At 55.8% G+C, this 16,245-nt stretch carries 19 protein-coding genes, 1 tRNA gene and 1 pseudogene; 16 read left to right on the plus strand and 5 right to left on the minus strand.

Features of this window, described 5'->3' with window-relative positions; translation table 11 throughout:
* From PAN31117_RS25930 to dctP, 4 genes are all read left to right on the plus strand, one after another.
* Positions 1-387 (plus strand): autotransporter outer membrane beta-barrel domain-containing protein (locus PAN31117_RS25930; protein ID WP_150740732.1); only part of this gene is annotated, 387 nt, incomplete at its 5' end.
* 576 nt (positions 388-963) lie between these two features.
* The gene (locus tag PAN31117_RS25935; RefSeq protein ID WP_150792120.1) at positions 964-1,404 is read left to right on the plus strand and encodes a hypothetical protein; all 441 of its coding nucleotides are present in this window, start codon (positions 964-966) and stop codon (positions 1,402-1,404) included.
* Positions 1,405-1,997: 593 nt separating this feature from the next.
* Entirely contained in the window at positions 1,998-2,315 is a 318-nt protein-coding gene (locus tag PAN31117_RS25940) for a HigA family addiction module antitoxin (RefSeq protein ID WP_150740734.1), read from the plus strand.
* Positions 2,316-2,762: 447 nt separating this feature from the next.
* Positions 2,763-3,953: a TRAP transporter substrate-binding protein DctP gene (dctP, locus tag PAN31117_RS25945; protein WP_174991137.1), complete on the plus strand. Its 1,191-nt coding sequence runs from the start codon at positions 2,763-2,765 to the stop codon at positions 3,951-3,953.
* Positions 3,954-4,884: 931 nt separating this feature from the next.
* Here the strand turns inward: dctP and PAN31117_RS25950 are convergent.
* Both PAN31117_RS25950 and PAN31117_RS25955 read right to left on the minus strand, forming a co-directional pair.
* Positions 4,885-5,535: a DUF3885 domain-containing protein gene (locus PAN31117_RS25950; RefSeq protein ID WP_150740736.1), complete on the minus strand. Its 651-nt coding sequence runs from the start codon at positions 5,533-5,535 to the stop codon at positions 4,885-4,887.
* 96 nt (positions 5,536-5,631) lie between these two features.
* A complete protein-coding gene (locus PAN31117_RS25955; protein ID WP_150740737.1) occupies positions 5,632-5,967 on the minus strand; it encodes a hypothetical protein in 336 nt (111 codons plus the stop codon).
* Between the two features lie 85 nt (positions 5,968-6,052).
* On the opposite strand from PAN31117_RS25955, the gene PAN31117_RS25960 reads away from it, so the two are divergent.
* From PAN31117_RS25960 to PAN31117_RS25985, 7 genes are all read left to right on the plus strand, one after another.
* On the plus strand, positions 6,053-6,457 hold the full coding sequence (locus PAN31117_RS25960) for a hypothetical protein (RefSeq protein ID WP_150740738.1): 405 nt from the start codon (positions 6,053-6,055) through the stop codon (positions 6,455-6,457).
* Positions 6,458-6,588: 131 nt separating this feature from the next.
* Positions 6,589-7,140: a GNAT family N-acetyltransferase gene (locus PAN31117_RS25965; protein WP_150740739.1), complete on the plus strand. Its 552-nt coding sequence runs from the start codon at positions 6,589-6,591 to the stop codon at positions 7,138-7,140.
* 1,810 nt (positions 7,141-8,950) lie between these two features.
* On the plus strand, positions 8,951-9,181 hold the full coding sequence (locus PAN31117_RS27610; RefSeq protein WP_246185899.1) for a recombinase family protein: 231 nt from the start codon (positions 8,951-8,953) through the stop codon (positions 9,179-9,181).
* A complete protein-coding gene (locus PAN31117_RS27305) occupies positions 9,178-9,264 on the plus strand; it encodes a helix-turn-helix domain-containing protein (protein WP_246185898.1) in 87 nt (28 codons plus the stop codon). The genes PAN31117_RS27610 and PAN31117_RS27305 overlap by 4 nt, the downstream gene beginning before the upstream one ends.
* Positions 9,254-9,499 (plus strand): hypothetical protein, encoded by a 246-nt coding sequence (locus PAN31117_RS25975; protein WP_150740740.1) that lies wholly within the window; start codon positions 9,254-9,256, stop codon positions 9,497-9,499. The genes PAN31117_RS27305 and PAN31117_RS25975 overlap by 11 nt, the downstream gene beginning before the upstream one ends.
* Positions 9,486-9,905 (plus strand): hypothetical protein, encoded by a 420-nt coding sequence (locus PAN31117_RS25980; protein ID WP_150740741.1) that lies wholly within the window; start codon positions 9,486-9,488, stop codon positions 9,903-9,905. Before PAN31117_RS25975 ends, PAN31117_RS25980 begins: the two co-directional genes overlap by 14 nt.
* Positions 9,906-10,073: 168 nt before the next feature.
* Entirely contained in the window at positions 10,074-10,310 is a 237-nt protein-coding gene (locus PAN31117_RS25985; protein ID WP_150740742.1) for a hypothetical protein, read from the plus strand.
* Positions 10,311-11,971: 1,661 nt separating this feature from the next.
* Here the strand turns inward: PAN31117_RS25985 and PAN31117_RS25990 are convergent.
* Positions 11,972-12,238 carry a hypothetical protein gene (locus PAN31117_RS25990; RefSeq protein WP_150740743.1) on the minus strand — a complete coding sequence of 89 codons (267 nt, stop codon included), beginning with the start codon at positions 12,236-12,238 and terminating at the stop codon, positions 11,972-11,974.
* Between the two features lie 1,246 nt (positions 12,239-13,484).
* On the opposite strand from PAN31117_RS25990, the gene PAN31117_RS27615 reads away from it, so the two are divergent.
* Entirely contained in the window at positions 13,485-13,685 is a 201-nt protein-coding gene (locus tag PAN31117_RS27615; RefSeq protein ID WP_246189262.1) for a hypothetical protein, read from the plus strand.
* Between the two features lie 8 nt (positions 13,686-13,693).
* On the opposite strand, the pseudogene PAN31117_RS26000 reads toward PAN31117_RS27615, so the two are convergent.
* A pseudogene (locus tag PAN31117_RS26000) lies at positions 13,694-14,148 on the minus strand (transposase); the annotation flags it as partial.
* 589 nt (positions 14,149-14,737) lie between these two features.
* Here PAN31117_RS26000 and PAN31117_RS26005 point away from each other — a divergent pair.
* The 4 genes from PAN31117_RS26005 to PAN31117_RS26020 are packed head-to-tail and all read left to right on the plus strand — an operon-like array spanning position 14,738 to position 15,766.
* Positions 14,738-15,034 carry a type II toxin-antitoxin system RelE/ParE family toxin gene (locus tag PAN31117_RS26005; RefSeq protein WP_150740744.1) on the plus strand — a complete coding sequence of 99 codons (297 nt, stop codon included), beginning with the start codon at positions 14,738-14,740 and terminating at the stop codon, positions 15,032-15,034.
* Positions 15,035-15,037: 3 nt separating this feature from the next.
* Positions 15,038-15,328, plus strand: coding sequence for an addiction module antidote protein (locus PAN31117_RS26010; RefSeq protein ID WP_150740745.1), 291 nt, complete (start codon positions 15,038-15,040; stop codon positions 15,326-15,328).
* Positions 15,329-15,332: 4 nt separating this feature from the next.
* Positions 15,333-15,533, plus strand: coding sequence for a BrnA antitoxin family protein (locus PAN31117_RS26015; protein WP_150740746.1), 201 nt, complete (start codon positions 15,333-15,335; stop codon positions 15,531-15,533).
* Positions 15,530-15,766 carry a hypothetical protein gene (locus PAN31117_RS26020; protein ID WP_150740747.1) on the plus strand — a complete coding sequence of 79 codons (237 nt, stop codon included), beginning with the start codon at positions 15,530-15,532 and terminating at the stop codon, positions 15,764-15,766. Before PAN31117_RS26015 ends, PAN31117_RS26020 begins: the two co-directional genes overlap by 4 nt.
* A 266-nt stretch (positions 15,767-16,032) precedes the next feature.
* Here PAN31117_RS26020 and PAN31117_RS26025 read toward each other — a convergent pair.
* Positions 16,033-16,120: transfer RNA gene (locus tag PAN31117_RS26025), tRNA-Ser, on the minus strand.
* Positions 16,121-16,245 lie beyond the last annotated feature (125 nt).

Consider the following 16,245-nt stretch of genomic DNA (forward strand, 5'->3'; position numbering starts at 1 on the left):
TCGTCGATCGATGCTCGCGCGTTCCAGGATGCTTGGGGAAGTGACGTGAGCATGCACGGGAGCAATAGCCTGATTGGGCGACTGGGGGTAGCCGCGAACTATACGAACTCGTGGAAGGACAGTCAGAGGCGCTCCATGAACGCGTCGTTCTACGGCATTTTGAACGTCTATCAGGAGATGCTCGGTGGGTCGTCGGTGAATGTGGCGGGTGTGAACTTTGACACGAGGACTGACAGAACGTGGATGGGCGCGGGCGTGGGTGGTTCGTATTCGTGGGCGGATAACAAGTACACGGTGTACGGCGAGAGCTCGGTGAACACGTCGGTCAATCACTTTGGTGGTAACTACAACGTGAAGGCCAATCTCGGCTTCAGAATGAAGTTCTAACTCGCGAAGGATAGCGACAACACGAACAGGCTCCCAGCTAACGCTGCGAGCCTGTTGTTCATCTAGACAAGCAACGCAACGCGCGACGGTACAGCTCGATTCGCAGTCGAATGTGGGCAACGTATTCGACTGAAGATGCATTGAGTGAATGCGATGGCCGCCAGTGCAATTGACTGCCCCTCGTCTCCCGTGCCTTCATTAAGATGGGGACCGCATGTGGACGCATCGCGGTGTGTGGGATTCTTCGCATCATCCTGAGTCGCCGCTGCAACGAGGTTTCGTGTGCAATGGAATATTCCGCGATTGGATGCGCTGCGGGCAGATGTATGTGGATAAACCCGCAAAAATGCGGGGTATACGCGCGGTGTGATGCAACGCACCAGCGGCATGATCTGACCCCAATCTAGAACTCTGTGCGTACCGGAGGTCAACGGGCAGATCCATACCTGCCGTCGTGGGAATCCGCTTTGTGCAAAAGGGATCCGCGGGTTCTAATATCTCAATACTGAAGACATAGGGTACTGCCGGAGAAAATTCCGCCTGTGCCATTCGGTTTACGCTAGAGAAGAGTAGTCAATGTCAACGAAGAAGAGTCATCGATCGGTTCAAATGCGCTCGTCCGGGGGGCGATCCAGCGCGCTACTTTTACCGATGCCGAGGAGGGAGGCAGAACGGATCGTCCTTCGCGTGAGGCTTTCACTGGAGCGCCTGCGCAGTGGGGAGGCTAGTCGTCAGTTGATAAATGCTCTGGCTGAAGTCATCTTGATTGCCACGTTCGTTACGGAGGCCGGTCACGGAGAGCTTCATAGCGACATTCTCGAAAGGACGGAGCGCGATCTCGCATCTGTGTTGCTTGTCGCCAATTCGAAAGGGGAATGGGCTGTACCCAGCGAGCTCATGGATGATCTGACGAGAGTGGTTAACGAATACGATCGACAACTAGCGAAGGTTCGGCTTGGAGTGATCGCCGATGCCTGCAAGCGACTTGAGCAGTTGATGGTGGAAAACGCAGCCTAGCCTTCGGTCGTTCGATTCGAGCCATCGTGGGAGCGGTGACTTCGTGAACAGGATCAGCAATCAACAAGCTCGACCGAGGACGTGATAGTAGGTCGATAGCATATCGGAGGGGGATCTTCCCCATTGTCTCCGCTACTGCGTATCATAGGGCTTTCGGGCCAGTTGAAGAAAGCCCAGATTCTTATTCGAGCGGGGCTTTCGTATTCAGATCAGCGCTGACGCAGTGGTTCGGCCTAGCTTCGCCACGAGTACATCGCTCCGCATCCAAGCGAAACCGCCTGCGCGGCCGATTTCCTTATCGAGGTAGCCTTCGTCCTTGAGCGTGCTGAAAAGCCACCACTCATGACAACGCGCAGAATCGCGGAGGCACATCAGGCGGCGTTATCTGACGCTATTCCAGAAAGCAAAATGCCCCGGCCGGGGAAGAGTGGCCGGGGCTTTTGCAGTTCCCACTTCTTTGGATCACATCGCCAATGATCCGAGGCAGATATTGCGCGCGGCATCATGTGCCCGTGTGCTCTTTGCGCAAAAGATGAGAAATACCGTCCGCGAATCAAACGGGGCGGGTGTATATATAGACAGAGGAAATTATCATGAACAACATGTTCAATCCGCCGCATCCCGGTGAGATTTTGCGCGAAGATGTTTTGCCGGCGCTAAGACTTACCGTGAGTCAGGCTGCTGAGCAGTTAGGCGTGAGTCGCGTTGCGTTGTCGCGAGTCCTGAATGGGCATGCCGGCATCTCGATCGACATGGCATTGCGTCTAGAGTTGTGGCTTGGCGTCGAGAATGGAGGTAGAGCCTCTGCGTGGATCGCGCAGCAGTCCGATCATGATCTGCGGCAAGTGCGTGAATACGGTGCGCCCAAGGTGGCTCCGGCCCGTCTTCCGAAGGAGCTTGCGCACGCTTGATATGCGCAATACGCGGTAGCGTGAGCCGCGCATTCATCAACCCGTTCGTTTGTCACGTATTTTGCCCCGCCGTTTGGCGGGGTTTTTTATTTCAACGGACAGATACTGTTGAACTCCAATAGAACCGCTGGGAGTTCTGATCCGGAGTGGCGGAGCGCGGTCAAAGTACGCGGTGTCGCCTTGGCGCGCGAAGGCGCGGCCCAGAACTGTCGCTGCTCAGTATGTATATTACTGAATGTCAATGTCCTGAAGAATAGTGCGTGGCGAGTGACAACTACGGCGTCGCAGAAATGTTCCGCTTCATATCGGGATGGTTTGCCAAGGTTGGGGCATCGGATGTGCGCGCGAGGAACGCCCCCAAATTGAGCGACGTGATCCGAAGGCAGTGCCATATCGAGCCACCTTGCGACGCGTACACGAGTGTCGGCCGAATTTATGAGGAAATTCGTGGAAACCGTCGAGCGCGGCTCTGTTTTTGTTCGTCACGTTGTTACGCTGACTGCGCGTAGGTCTGGTTCTTCCTTTTTGACTCGATTCGGTGTATCAGCCTTGGTCGACTGCAGAAAGGGTAATTTGGAGAAATGCGTGGGCACTGATGCTGAACACTTACTTAGCGAGCGGTTTGCGCTCATTTTGCGAGGGGCGCTTTCGGCGGTCTACGTGATGGTGTTGATCTTGGGGGATCCTGCTAAAGGAGCTCCCACAACGCGATGGGCTATGGCCACTGAATACCCCGAATCGACAGTCTCTGGGGAGGGTCTCTCCGCGTTTGCACGTCTCGTCAAAGAAAAATCCCACGGCGAGATTGAGGTCATACCGTCATTTGGCTCAGACATTTCTTCCGCTCAGTTGATCGCGTCGATTAAGCGCAATGAGACAACTGGGGGAGATGCATTGACGAGTGCGTTAGACGGTTCCAGCTCCATTTTTGAGCTCCCGGCACTGCCGTTCATTACGCAGTCAACGGAGGATGCAGTTCATCTGAATGAACGCGCGCGCCCACTATACGAGGCCGAGTTGCGCAAACGCGGCATAACATTGCTCTACCTCTCAATTTGGCCTGCCACTGGTCTTTGGTCGAAGCGACCAATACGAGCGCCCGAAGGCCTCTCCACGCTTTCCATAAGAACGTATGATCAAACTTCCGAGAGTGTGATGCGACAAGCGGGGGCTTTGGCAAAGCAGATGCCGCTCAAGAAAGTATTCCCATTGCTCGAAGACGGAGAGTTCAACGCTGTGATGTCGTCCGGTGACGGCGGTGCTGGTCAAAAATTGGCTGGCTACCTTTCCACATTCACCGCGATCCGCTACGCGTGCCCGGTTTCCATTGCCATGATCCGGACGTCTAGTCTGACGGCACTTCCAGCCAGGCTGCGACATGCGGTATTGGACGCGGCGGCGGAAACAGAACGTCTGCAACGCGCATCGGCGGTCTCCCGCACGGAAGCCAATTATGCAATGATGCGAGCGCACGATGTGACCGTCGTCGATCCCCCTGATAGTGACCTAAGCGAACTGCTCCGCTTCGCAGCTAAGGATGCGATAGAGGAGTGGCAAGCCAAGGCATCGAAAGATGCTTGGGCGATCTTCCAAGCGTTTTCCAACCGACAGTCGACGAAGGACGAGCGTCAACGGTGATTCCTCTCGCGGAATCGATGATTTGAGGGCGAAATGACCTGCCCGGCAGGGTTTCCTATCCGAAGGGTCGTAATTGAAACTGGTCTGCACTCTGTGCCATGGGGGGGCATCCGTTGATGCCATTCTGGTAAGAGATTTTGGATTGCATGGAAAGCGTTCGATATCGTTACATTGGCATGCGCGCATGCGATCCGGTAGTCTCGACTGAGCCATTTCGCGATACCCGATTTGGCGCCTAAATGTCACATTCGGGTGGGCCGAATTTCCTGTGCAGCCTGTTACATAGGGATAAGGCGCCAGGGGCGCTGAGTAATGCGAGCAATGAGTGCCAAGGCCAATCGTAGGCGCCAAACGCGTTGCGGGTCGCGAACGTGATATAGGAAAGCGTAATAACCCACGCCAACAGTAATGCCGAAAGGGTGATTCCGCCTTTCCATTTCGCGAGGGCGGGAAATACTAGCGCAATGATTGCGCCCGCCAGGATTGCTGGAATGCCGCCGAAAAAATATGATCCAAACGCACAAAACAATGGGCCGAACGTGAGCGTAACGAAAACAGATTCGTGTGACTTCGTCAATACACTGACGGCGACGAAAAGGCCTAATACGCCCCCACCCATCGGCGGGCCTGCGATTCCAAGCCAGATAGCCCCATAGAGCGTGCGGGATAACGTCTTGCTAACCATGTTGACGAATCTTTTCACTACCGGCGAAGCGGGTCAAGAGAGTGGATTTGGTGCGGCTCTCTTTCGCGGAGAAAAGTGCGGTTGATGAGAGGTTTCTTGTCTTCCTTCTCCATCGAGTAAGAATTTGGAACTCGGTTGGCCGGGAGTCGTCGGCACGCGTTGGCTTGCTATAAGGGGGGGGCACGCTTGCTCGGGTGAAACAGATCGACAGGTTCGCTTGGCGCGTTAGGAGAATGTCAAACATGACTACCGCGGGAGGGGCCGGAGTGTTTCGTCCCGAAATGTTTGGCGCATCGTTGAGATGTCGTGTTCCAGCAAATATCGGTAATGCTTCCGAAAGATGGCGGCAAGCAGTGCATGATTGGGGCCAACGACGTCCATTCCGCGATCGTCGTAGGGAAGGGCCATGATCCGCTTTTCGAGATTGAAGAGGTAGACTTGGCAATATGGCTGAGGACGGATGTATCCGAACTGTGTGCTGAGGGCGCACCACAAGAGATTCGGAATCAGCGCAACCTCCGTGCGAAAGGCAACGTTGAGAATAACTTCCTCATCATTCGCATCAAGCCAGTCAATCGGCTCGATAGAGTCCGTCCAAATCGAGCGTTCGTCTGGGATGGTAATACCTGCTGCCAAAATCTCGGAGAGCGTCGCTCGATGTGACATAAGTCCCTCACTTTGACGTGTGGGGCGCCGTAGGCATGCAACGATGGTGTCCGTGGAGGGGAAGAGGTCGAGGCATATCTCGCGTGCTTTTCGCATCGCGGTGAGGAATTGTGGGATAGCTGAGCCACTTTCGGATAGCTCGAAGCGAAGGCCGCCCGGATAGGTGAAGAAAAGCGGTCGACAGAATGCCTTCGCATCGAAGATCGTCTCGATAGTGTCGCGAAGATCCAAATTTTCACCCCCGACTAATGCAGCAAGAGCCCCTCGCGAGCCCTAGTGAGGTAACAGCAGTGCAGCCACCGCATTGCGAAGGTGGCCTAGATGTTGTCAATTCAACAGATCCGAAGTTTCAAAAAATAGCCCCGGCTGGTTGGCGCAGCCGGGGCTTTGTCCTGCGAGATGAATCGCTTCCGTACGATTCAAGCCCGATCGTACTCGAGGGGTGCTGCGATGGATGTCAGCGTTCCGTGAAATGCGAAATGCCTCAACAGGAGGGCGATTTTTTGTGGAGTCCATGCCTGGGTTGAGTGATGCAGCACGTGCGCCGGACAAGGTATTACGATCCGCGCGCAGTTGCCCTTTGGGGCAATATTGGCTCCTTGGGATATCGACGCTGTTCAACGTCGGTGAGGTTGTTCTTGAAGTTTGCAGCAGCGAGGCCATGCCGATTTCGCTAACGCTATAGTGCAAGCGGGTGTGCGACGTTTGCGAGGGCGAGATGAATGCTGGTATTCGTGCCGAGTGACCGGTGACGGCAGGAGATGCTCACTTATGGATCAATCATTTGACAGTAAATCTTACGTGGGAACGGGCAGTCGAGTACTTCTATTCGATAAAGGGACGCAAACCGATTGCCCAACTCTTTGGACCTGGCGCGAGCATCGTGAGTCACAAGCTTGGCGTGATGTCCGTCGGGGAGTATGAGCGGCGGCTGGCGGATTCCGCCGATGAAGTCGATCTGATTCGAATCTGTCGCCGAGATTTCGCGGGGAGTCTCATGTCGCTCTACATCCAACTAGATTTCAAAGTTGGGGGTAAGTTTCAGTATGTTGACGTCTTCGAGTTTGATCGCTCGCTGCTGATCAAGCGTCTCTATCTCTGTAGGGTCTCGGACGCATCGTTTGATGGGGATGAATGCCTGTTGACGATATGAGCCACCGCAAGCATCAATGCTTGATGCTTCGAATTCTCCGGTTCACTAAATGGCTTTTTTCTGTCGTTATCTATGCGGGATAAGGTGTAGCGTAACGGCGAGATTAATTGCCGCCAAAATAGAGTGAGATCATGCGTGTGAGCAATCCACCTGCGTTGGGCGTTCCGGGCATGTCACTACGTCAACTTGACCGACGTGACATCGATGCGTGGTTTTCTTACCTTCGGTTGCCGGAGGTTGTCAAGCATACGAGTTGGGACGTTGAATCAGCTCGCGATCTATGTCCTCTATTCGAGGCGATTGAGTCCGACTGCAGTGATTCAATTGTTCGGCTAGCAATCGTGGATGATGCGTCGGGCGCGCTCGTGGGGACCGTCGGGTTCCACACGATTTCAACAGTGCATCTGACAGCCGAAGTTGCATACGATGTAGCCCCGTCGCATTGGGGGCGAGGCATAGGGCGGGCGGCATGTGAGGCAGTTACGAAGTGGGGATTTGGAATTGCTGGATGGGTGAGGATCCAGGCGGTTGTTCTGGAAACCAATGCGAAATCGATCGCTCTTCTCGAGTCTTGTCAGTTTCGGCGTGAGGGCTACTTGCGCTCGTACCGCATGGTTCGAGGTGTGCCGGGTAACTTTGTGATTTTTTCCCGCTTGCGTCAAGAGTTTGAGAGCTTCCACTGACGCGTATTGTTGATGCGGCGAAGGGGATGAAGAAAGACCTCGAGCCCCTTTCAAGGGGTGTGTTCTGCTATTCCCCGTACTTGATCACGCCGGTTTGCGACGCGAATCGGCGGCCTCGACTCGCTGCCGAAAAGGTGGACATGTGACGTTCCGAGCGGTGGACCGCGCGGGGAAAATTCGGTTTCGTTCGGGACAGGGAAGGAAGAAAGAAAACGCCCCGGACTGCGCGCACAGCCGGGGCCCTTTCGCATTCCAAAGATCCCGAACCATCGACCAAGAGGGCATCGGACATGGAAAATGAATCGGGTCAACGATTCAGGGGCTATTGTGGCCAAATGTTTGGGCTTTGGGCTGGGGCGCATGAGTAAACAAGAAGTACCTTGCCGATCATCGTGAGCTGACGCTGGGATTGACCTCGCTTTTGTGGTTCGACGACGACAATCTGAAGATTGGAGTCTGTCGGGAATGGGGCGTCTGTGTGACGATTCTTTCTGCGTAAGCTCGCGAGCCTTGCTCATTTTGATGGGCAACGGCCATTGCCAACGGAGTACCGTCGTCTAGGCCTGAAGAAGGTGTGCTGCGGAAATTCGCAAATTCGTTGGGGCGCGGAGATATGCTTCACAAAGCCGCGTTACGCTGTGCAAGCGTTATGTTGACTCCTGCCGACCTGACGTATTGTTCTGTTCGACCCCTCCATTGGCCTCTCAGGGGCAATGGATTAATGCCGCTTCCCCAAGGAGCGGCATTTTTTTGTGAGGCCATTGTTTGACATGATATCGATGCAGGGGTGTTCTTGTGCTTTGCGTGAGGTAGTTCGCGAAAGCATCTGGACCGTGGCTGAGGAAACGAGGCCTTGGTTATGATGAACGTGTGTCGTGCGCGCCTCTCCGTCCGCATGGCACCGTGTGCTCCAGTTGCCCTGACCTCCGGGGCAATGGCTTCTCGCCGCTCCCTTTGGGAGCGGTTTTTTTCGGCATGTTTGCTAGATGACCTAGTACTTTTGATGCTGTTGAAGAAACGAACGCCGCGATGACATTCAACTTGCGAACATAGGCGATGCCGGCCTAGTCTGAGATTGACTGCCGCGAAGCTCTGGCTTGAAGGGGCCAGAGTCAACGGGCAGTCGGCGGTGCACCTCCACCGCATCCCTCCCTGCCTTGGCCCCTCTGCGGCATGGAGATTAAGCCGCTCCCGCCAGGAGCGGCTTCTTTTTTATGGGCCGAGGAAAGTGCGATGTGAAAAAGCCACACTGGTGATTCGCTTGGGCGACTATTGCACGCCGGGCTTCAAACTCGGTGGGGTGGCGTTAACCGCTTACCGGGGCGGTCCGGCTCCTGCTGATTTTGGCCACAGACCTTTGCGGGAGATTCCGCTGCGCAAACGTCGCGGTTGTTAAGTTCCGCAATTCTCGTTTTGTCAGCTTCATCTTGTCGCCCCGCCGGTTGCGTACGTAATGCTAGGTCATCGTGACCGATGTGTGCCCGAGTTGTTTCTGAGCTTGCCAGATAGGGGGGGGGCGCGACGTTCAGAAACTATGGGGAAGATCAATCCCCCGACATTCCTGAGAGTCCAACCGGCATGGTCGACCCGGGCAAGGTCGATGCGAAGAGCGTGATGCGCCGTGGGACGGTCTCACACTAGCTGGAATTGCGCCTCCGGCTCGTCGATAGATTGCAGATGCAGAAGGGCTCTCAATCATAGGCCAGAAGTGCTTACGATCCCGGCAGCAGTCCACCTGAGAGAACGAAATGTCCGCCAACTAGGACGCATATTTTTGTGGAAAATCGCATTTTTGCGTGCGCTGCTGGTCGTGTGTGCGGCGCTTCGGCTAACCGAGAAGATCGACACATCGACGGCTGCGGGGAAGCTCATCACAAACGTTTTCGCCAGTCTGACCGAGTACGACAGGAATCTAACGCGAGAGCGGACGATGGCGGGCCTCAAAGCCGGCAGAGCGCGAGGGCGTAACGGGGGCCGTCCCCCGAAGATCGGCCCGAAGGAACTACGCGAAATAACGTGTTGCTGGCTGATCCGAGCATGACGGTCACCGATGTGGCGAATCGATACGGTGTTAGTCGCACGACTATCCATAAGCATGTGAAGGGAGGTGCGGATGCTGGCTAAGTTGTTGTGTGAGTTGATTTACAGCGCGCGAAATCCTGTTCGCATTGTGGCGAAGATCTACGCGTGGTGTACCGGCGTGCAGCTCGGCATTCTCTATATCTTGGCGAGCATTGCAGACGCACCGCTTACGACGTTGCTGCATCCCGCGTTGCGTGCTTTGACGGCGCTCGCGATTCTATTTTTGGTGCCACGGTTGTTCGACGCGGCTCTTAAATTTCTTTATGAGCACGCTTGATGCTGCGCGCTCTTCTTTCGGTCGTGTTGGCGGTCGCCGCCGCAAACTGTTCGGCCGTTCTAGCACAGGCACCCACGAACGAGAAACCGTGGTTGTCGCAGGTCAAGAGGTGGACTGCCAGAAACTCGGCAGCGCAAAGGGCGGCCCCGAGGATCATTTCAGGCCGCCGCTTTTGGCTACGGTTATCGGTGCTGGGCGAGCCTACTTATATTCCGCGCCCTCACCCGAGTGCATGACCAAACGCATATTCATTATTCCTGGCGACGGCGTCACGGTCTACAAGCCTTACAAGAATTGGTGCCAGGTCATGTATATCAACCGCAAAACCGACGAAGATTTCGAGGGCTGGATCGAGGGGCGCCGTCTGCGGTTGGGCGGCACGACAGGTGCTGAGAGCGATCAATAATCCAATAGTCGCGTCCACCGGGATTTCACTTCCAGCGATCGAACTTCCGCTTGCTATGAAAGCCGTGACGAGATACCACCTTGCCGACCAGAAAAAGCACCCCGTAGGGTGCTTTTTCACATTCTCCAATTTTATCGTGAGCCGAGTAGTAAATAGGCTCTGCCGACTGTGGGCACCGTGCTGCGCGGGGCAATCGAAATGGAGAATTCCATGCGCCTTTATATTCAAGAAACCATCATTAGCCAGTTTGCCGGCTGGTCGTCGTCCATGATGCCGCTGGTCACTCTGCAAATGCGTTGTGCAAAGAAAGGCATTAAAGCGGCTCAGTTTGAGGAGGCCATTGATGAACTGGTGAAGGCTGGCCGCTTAGAAAAACCGGCCTTCAACCGTATCAGGCTGCTGTAAGTCTCACCAACCAACAACAAAGGCCGGGAAACGTGCAGCTGTAAGCGGCAGCAGAAATGCGCTTGCCAGCGCGGCGCGTTTACTGCTGGCGGCGTGCGCGGCGATGGCACGCTATGAGGCGCGCCCGTTCTATGGCGAGGCCGGTTGATCTGCTGCGAGGCTTGCATCTCGAATGGCATGGACATCGGTTCGGTGCACATGCACGTCGTCAACAACGTGGACGGCTCCACCCGATCACCTGGACCTGTTATTGCTGCCCGCACGCCACAGGTGTCAGCACAGTAGTATTTCATTGGATTGTCCCTGTCCACTATGAGTCGGCGGGGCGGTCGTGGCCGCAGACCTGCCCCTCAAATTGACGATGCAACGGATCTACACAGGGAAGTCGCATTTCTTCCTGGTGGTCACTCGGCGTGCAATCGTTGTGCCTCACTCTAGGCGTCATCGAAATGATGGGAGACTCACGTGGCGATGTTCATAGAGACGATCGGCGGGCATGCGGTAGCAATCGACGTCGGTGAGCGACGTTGCACTGGCTGCTATGACTGGGAATATGTCGCTCGCCTTGGTGAAGACCTAGTGGCGGCTCGAAACTCCCATCAAGCGCTTTCTACTGAGAGGCGAGCTTTGGAAGAGGCTCGACATCACTTTGCACTGCGCGTTGGCGTAAAGTTGGAGTAGCCGAAGGCCGTGCCAGTATAGGAGAGTGGGCATTTCGCTTCAGGCGCGGCGAAGGGGGGGGCGCAGGGTGTGAGCGGTGTTTGTCGAGATGGATGTCGGCGGCGCTGCGCCATTCAAGAGCAGCGGCTATGGCGATGAATTTTTGTCCTCAGCGCTTGCTGTCCTCGTCGAGAAGACGATCGGCGAAGAATTCGCCGACGAACGGGGTGATAGCGGGAGTATTTGGGCTGGGGCAGGGCGACTAAAACCAGATGTAGGAGAGAAGTGCTAGGTCGAGAGTCGCATGGATTTCTTCGTCAGATAGCTCGTACCCGGTGCCGCAATGTTGGCACCTGACTTCCCTGATCTCCTGCTCGCAAACGGCGGCAAGCGACTGTGCGTTGAGGCGGTGACATGCGGGACATTCAGTGCTTATCGGAACGTCGAACAGGTATTCTGGTTTCAGCCGGTTCAGCAGTGTCTTTAGCACGTCTCAATCTCCAGAACGAGTTGGTGAACCCATGGCGCCGGCCTTGATCGCGGACATCGTCGTTGTTCGACGACAGATGCGCATAGATGGTCACCTAAGTCGCGAAGCCGTTAAATGCGGGAAATCGCAATCTATTCTCGTTCGTATTTGCATTCATGTTTTCAAAGAGCGCCGGCATGCAGAGGCGAGGACGCTCCAGAGGACCGCCATTGCGTCTACCAATAAGGTAGTAGCTTCGGGCGACCGATGGTGGGTAACTGGACCAAGTGAGCAAAGGCGCGGCGAGTATTTGACTCGTGCATGTGCTGAGCTGGTTACGTGTCGAACAGTTGTTCCTGCAAAGGCTTCCACTGCACAATATGATGAATCTGGCCGCTTGCGAACCACCTAGTTGCTTCCGTTGATATGGATGTGTGGTGCCGAGCTCACTCAGTGTGCTCGTGATTGACGGTAGTTCGGATGTGGTCTCGAAAACCTTTGGATAGGTGTTCGCCGAACGGGGGGGCATATATCACCAGTGCGCGACGTTTTCTTCGACGTCGTTGCGGTGCTGCGCATCGGTCTGTACGCAGAGGGCGATGGCGTTGGCCCCGTATTTTGTTAGTGAAAGCACGCAGGGATTCCCATGTTCGCTATTTCCGCGTCCCTTTGGCGGGGGGAGCTCGAGCACGGCGACGGCGCTCAGCCATCTGGCACCGGCGATCGTGTTAGTCCGTTGGCGGTAGGCCGGTAATGCGGAAAATCGCAAATCTGTTTGGGCGAAGAGTTGAACGAACATGCATGCGTTAACGTACGCCCCGCGCGCCTCCCCGGCCCCTCGGTGGTCGGCGCGTGTTGTGCTCTCCGTTTGTCTTCCCCGAGGCGAATGGCTTCATGCCGCTTCCCTGTGAAGCGGCATTTTTTTGTGCGTTTAAAAAATGCCGCTCCGCTGTTGGGGCGGTGCTAGAAGTGAACTCGACGCACGCTCAGTAGTTGCGAATGGTATTGGCGACGCCTATCCTGAAATCGGCCGACTTGCGGTTCTACCCGGGGGGGGGGGATTCGCGATCGGTCAATTGATAACTTAAGTGGTGTGCTGCGAGGATGCCGTCTTCCGGTGGATGGCATCCTCATTTTTTTGCTCTTCGTCCGCTGCGAGTCGTTGTATGACTGCACCAAATGTTGAGATGGCAGTGCGAGCACCTTGGTTCGAGGGCGCAATCTGTCGTATCGCGGCGGCGCTCAGTCTCTGTTTGCTGGCGAACGTGCCAGCGTCGTAGCAACTATTCAAAGCGCTTCGGGCGATTTGCAATTGAGCATTGCGAAAACTGTTGCGCGAGGCAATAGGCTGTCCGACGGTGCCGTACGAACAGTAGCAGCCGGACAATTGTGGGTCTCGAGAGTAGCTACGCGCAACGAACTGAACTTGGAATCGCGGGGGGGGGGGGGCATTGGTGACGAATATCCCAGGCGACTGAACGACTAGCCCTGTATTTCAATAATTTGTTCAAGGATTCGCGGAATCGAAAGCATGAGTAACTCTGTAAAAAAATACTCTTTCAAGTAGCCGTTTCGTTGGTTCCAGCGTTGGTTTCATGCGCCGCAATGGCCGCGGGTGTGCAACGCGATCCTGCGGTAGTGCTCAACGCGCTTAGGGGGCGCATATACTCTGTGGGAGAAACGACAGGCGAAGTCGACGACATGATCGCCGCCGAAGCAGATGCGGCCGAAGAGATCCTCCATTATGTTATCGGGGGCTCGACCGACGGCCTTCTTGCGCGTGAGAAAGGCAAGTCCCCGCTAGCGATAGCAGCCGAGATGGGCTACCCAAACGTTGTGGCGGCGTTGCTGACGTCCAGCCTTGTAAGGGCGCATATCAATGACGAGGATGAATGGGGAGTGACGCCGTGGATTGCCGCGAATTTGTCTTTGATGCAGAGTTCCTGGGTATGCAATCCTGCAGTTGTCGACGATCCATTCAGGTTCGTACCGATGTTAGTAGCACAGCCGTATTACACATCTAATCCAACCCCCCGAATGGGAAGGTGCGTGCAGTGCTCGAAGAGGCCGGAGCACTCGACGATTTGGCCAAGGCAAAAGATGTGTGGCTGACAAACTGCAAGAATCAATCAGAAGAGGTCAAGGCCGAGGTACAAGCCAGTACAGACCTGCAAAAAACAGTTCAGTCGCTTGGCGCAGCTGCATTGACGTCATCAAATCTCTTAAGAAGACCACAGAAGCGCTAGCAGAATAACAACAGGTCCGAGCCATAGCGACGATGCCGCTGAGCCAAGGCGACGATCTGCGCTCGCAGGGCCTGATTGCGATCCGGCGCCGGTTGATAACGGTAGGCGCTGGCGCTCATGCTGATTACCCGCAGGGCTCGGCGCTCGCTCAAGCCACTATCGGTCATATGGCGCACCAGCTCTTGGCGGGACGGTGCGCTCACCACTTTTTTCGCAACGCCTCGCGCGTCACCTCATTCTCCAGCAGCGATTCCGCTAGCAGTTTCTTCAACCGAGCGTTTTCGGTCTCCAGATCCTTCAGCCGCTTCGCGTCAGAGACATTCGTGCCGCCGAACTTACTGCGCCATAGGTAATAGCTGGCCTCTGAAAAGCCGTGCTGACGGCATAGTTCCTTGACCGGTATGCCCGTCTCGGCTTCCCTCAGGAAGCCGATGATTTGCTCGTCGGTGAATCTCTTCTTCATGTCCAATCTCCTGACTACATGATTGGACTCTAAATCGTCGCGCTACTCAAATTGGGGGAGACGTCGCACATCAATATCCCCGGATTTATGGCTTTCTACTTAGAACTCCATAATACGCCATCTGTATAACTGTTATAGCGAAGGCGGTAGTACCGACCGTTTGATTCTCGGCCTAGGTACCGCAAACTTGAATGCGGGCGCAATACGTAGTAGCGCGCCCGCCGGTCCTCGATCACGAGCTTTGCCTCGATGCAGTTGCGAAACTATTCCATCGCCAAGCATTCATCACGGAATATTCCGCATGCCGAGTCGAGCGCTGCAGCAACCTGCGAACGCATACTGCCGGTATGCGTTGCGAGATCTTAACGCATCGGACTGATGGCGGAGGGCTCACGGAATCTGCCTGGACCATCATCCTAAGGGCTGCATGCAGTTTGATGCGAAGTGCATGTGCCGCGCGCGCCTCGCCGCTTCTAGCCACCTGAATCAGCGTCATGCAGCCCAGCAGCTTGGCGGAGCTCGGAACGTATCGGACGATGCCGGATTGGGTGGGATTGAATAACTGTAGCCAGTGGGATACAATATCCCCATGATAGAACTGCGCAAAACCGATGAATTTGCCCGCTGGATTGACCGACTTCGCGACGTGTGCGCTCGCGCTCGCATCCAGGTACGTATTCAGCGGTTGGCCGACGGTAATCCTGGCTACGTGCGAGCGGTCGGCGAGGGTGTTAGTGAATTGAAAATCGACTACGGCCCTGGTTACCGGGTGTACTACACGCAGCGCCGCGGCGTTTTCATACTGCTGCTGTGTGGCGGCGACAAGAGCACGCAGGACAGCGACATCAAGCATGCATTGAGCCTTGCCCGAGAAATGGAGGATTGAGTCATGGCAACAACCACTACCCGTTACGACGTTGCTGGGCACCTGCGCACCGAAGAGGAAATGCAGGCGTACATCGAGGCTGCGTTCGAGGAAGCCGGCGACGATGCCGCCTTTATCGCCAAGGCACTCGGCGACGTTGCCCGAGCGCGCGGTATGACGCAGGTTGCCCGGGATGCCGGCTTGTCCCGCGAGAGCCTGTACAAGGCGCTTTCCGGCGAGCGTAGCCCCGACTTCTCGACGCTGCTCAAGGTCATGCGCGCCCTCGGTATGCGTCTGCACCCAGAGCCAGCCTGAAGCCATGTCTCGAGCCCATCCCCGACCACCACGACAGCGCAGGCCAAGGCGAGCACGTCGCCGCGTCACGGTGTCGATTCCGATTGATGTGAGCGTCATCGAGGCGTTTCGCGCGACCGGGTCCGGCTGGCGCAAGCGAATCAATGCAGCATTGGCCGACTGGCTCAAGAGCCGCAATCCTGAAGACGCGCCGGAGCAATCATGAGCCGTAGCAAACGCAAGACGCCGATTTGTGGCGTTACGAGTGCGGTCAGCGAAGCCGAAGACAAAGCGCTCTGGCATCGTGCTCACCGCCGAAGCGAGCGCGTTGCCCTTGAGCGTGATGGCATCGAGTACATCGCCAGCAACCGCCATGCTCACTCCTCGACATGGAGGATGGGCAAGGACGGCAAACACTTTTTCGACGCTGCCGAGTGGCCGACGGTGATGCGGAAATAAGTCCCACGTCGCCTCCATTGCGAGGCGGTTTTCATTTTGGAAACCCGCGCCAGTGCTAGGGGCCTAGTTTCTGGCGGACGAAATTCGCGTGTACGGGCGGAGGTGCTCTAAACCCACTATCCAACCTACCACAAAATTGCGATTTATTCGGATTGTATCAGACGGGGCCGGACGATTTATTTTCGCCGGTATCAGCGGAGACCCTTGTTGTGATTGGGTTTTCGCGATTGCTTCGGACTGTTTCGGATTGTTCCGAATAGATGATCTGGCGGAGGCGGTGAGATTCGAACTCACGGACGATTGCTCGTCGCCGGTTTTCAAGACCGGTGCCTTAAACCACTCGGCCACACTTCCGCGCTGGAGCGGGTGAAGGGGGGGGGGGGGGCGAGCCCTCGTCATAAGCTTGGAAGGCTTCTGCGCTACCAGACTGCGCTACGCTCCGTTTCAGTTCACGTCTTTCAAGAGCGAAAATGTACCAT

This window comes from Pandoraea anapnoica (genome assembly GCF_902459765.1).
Lineage (GTDB): Bacteria > Pseudomonadota > Gammaproteobacteria > Burkholderiales > Burkholderiaceae > Pandoraea > Pandoraea anapnoica.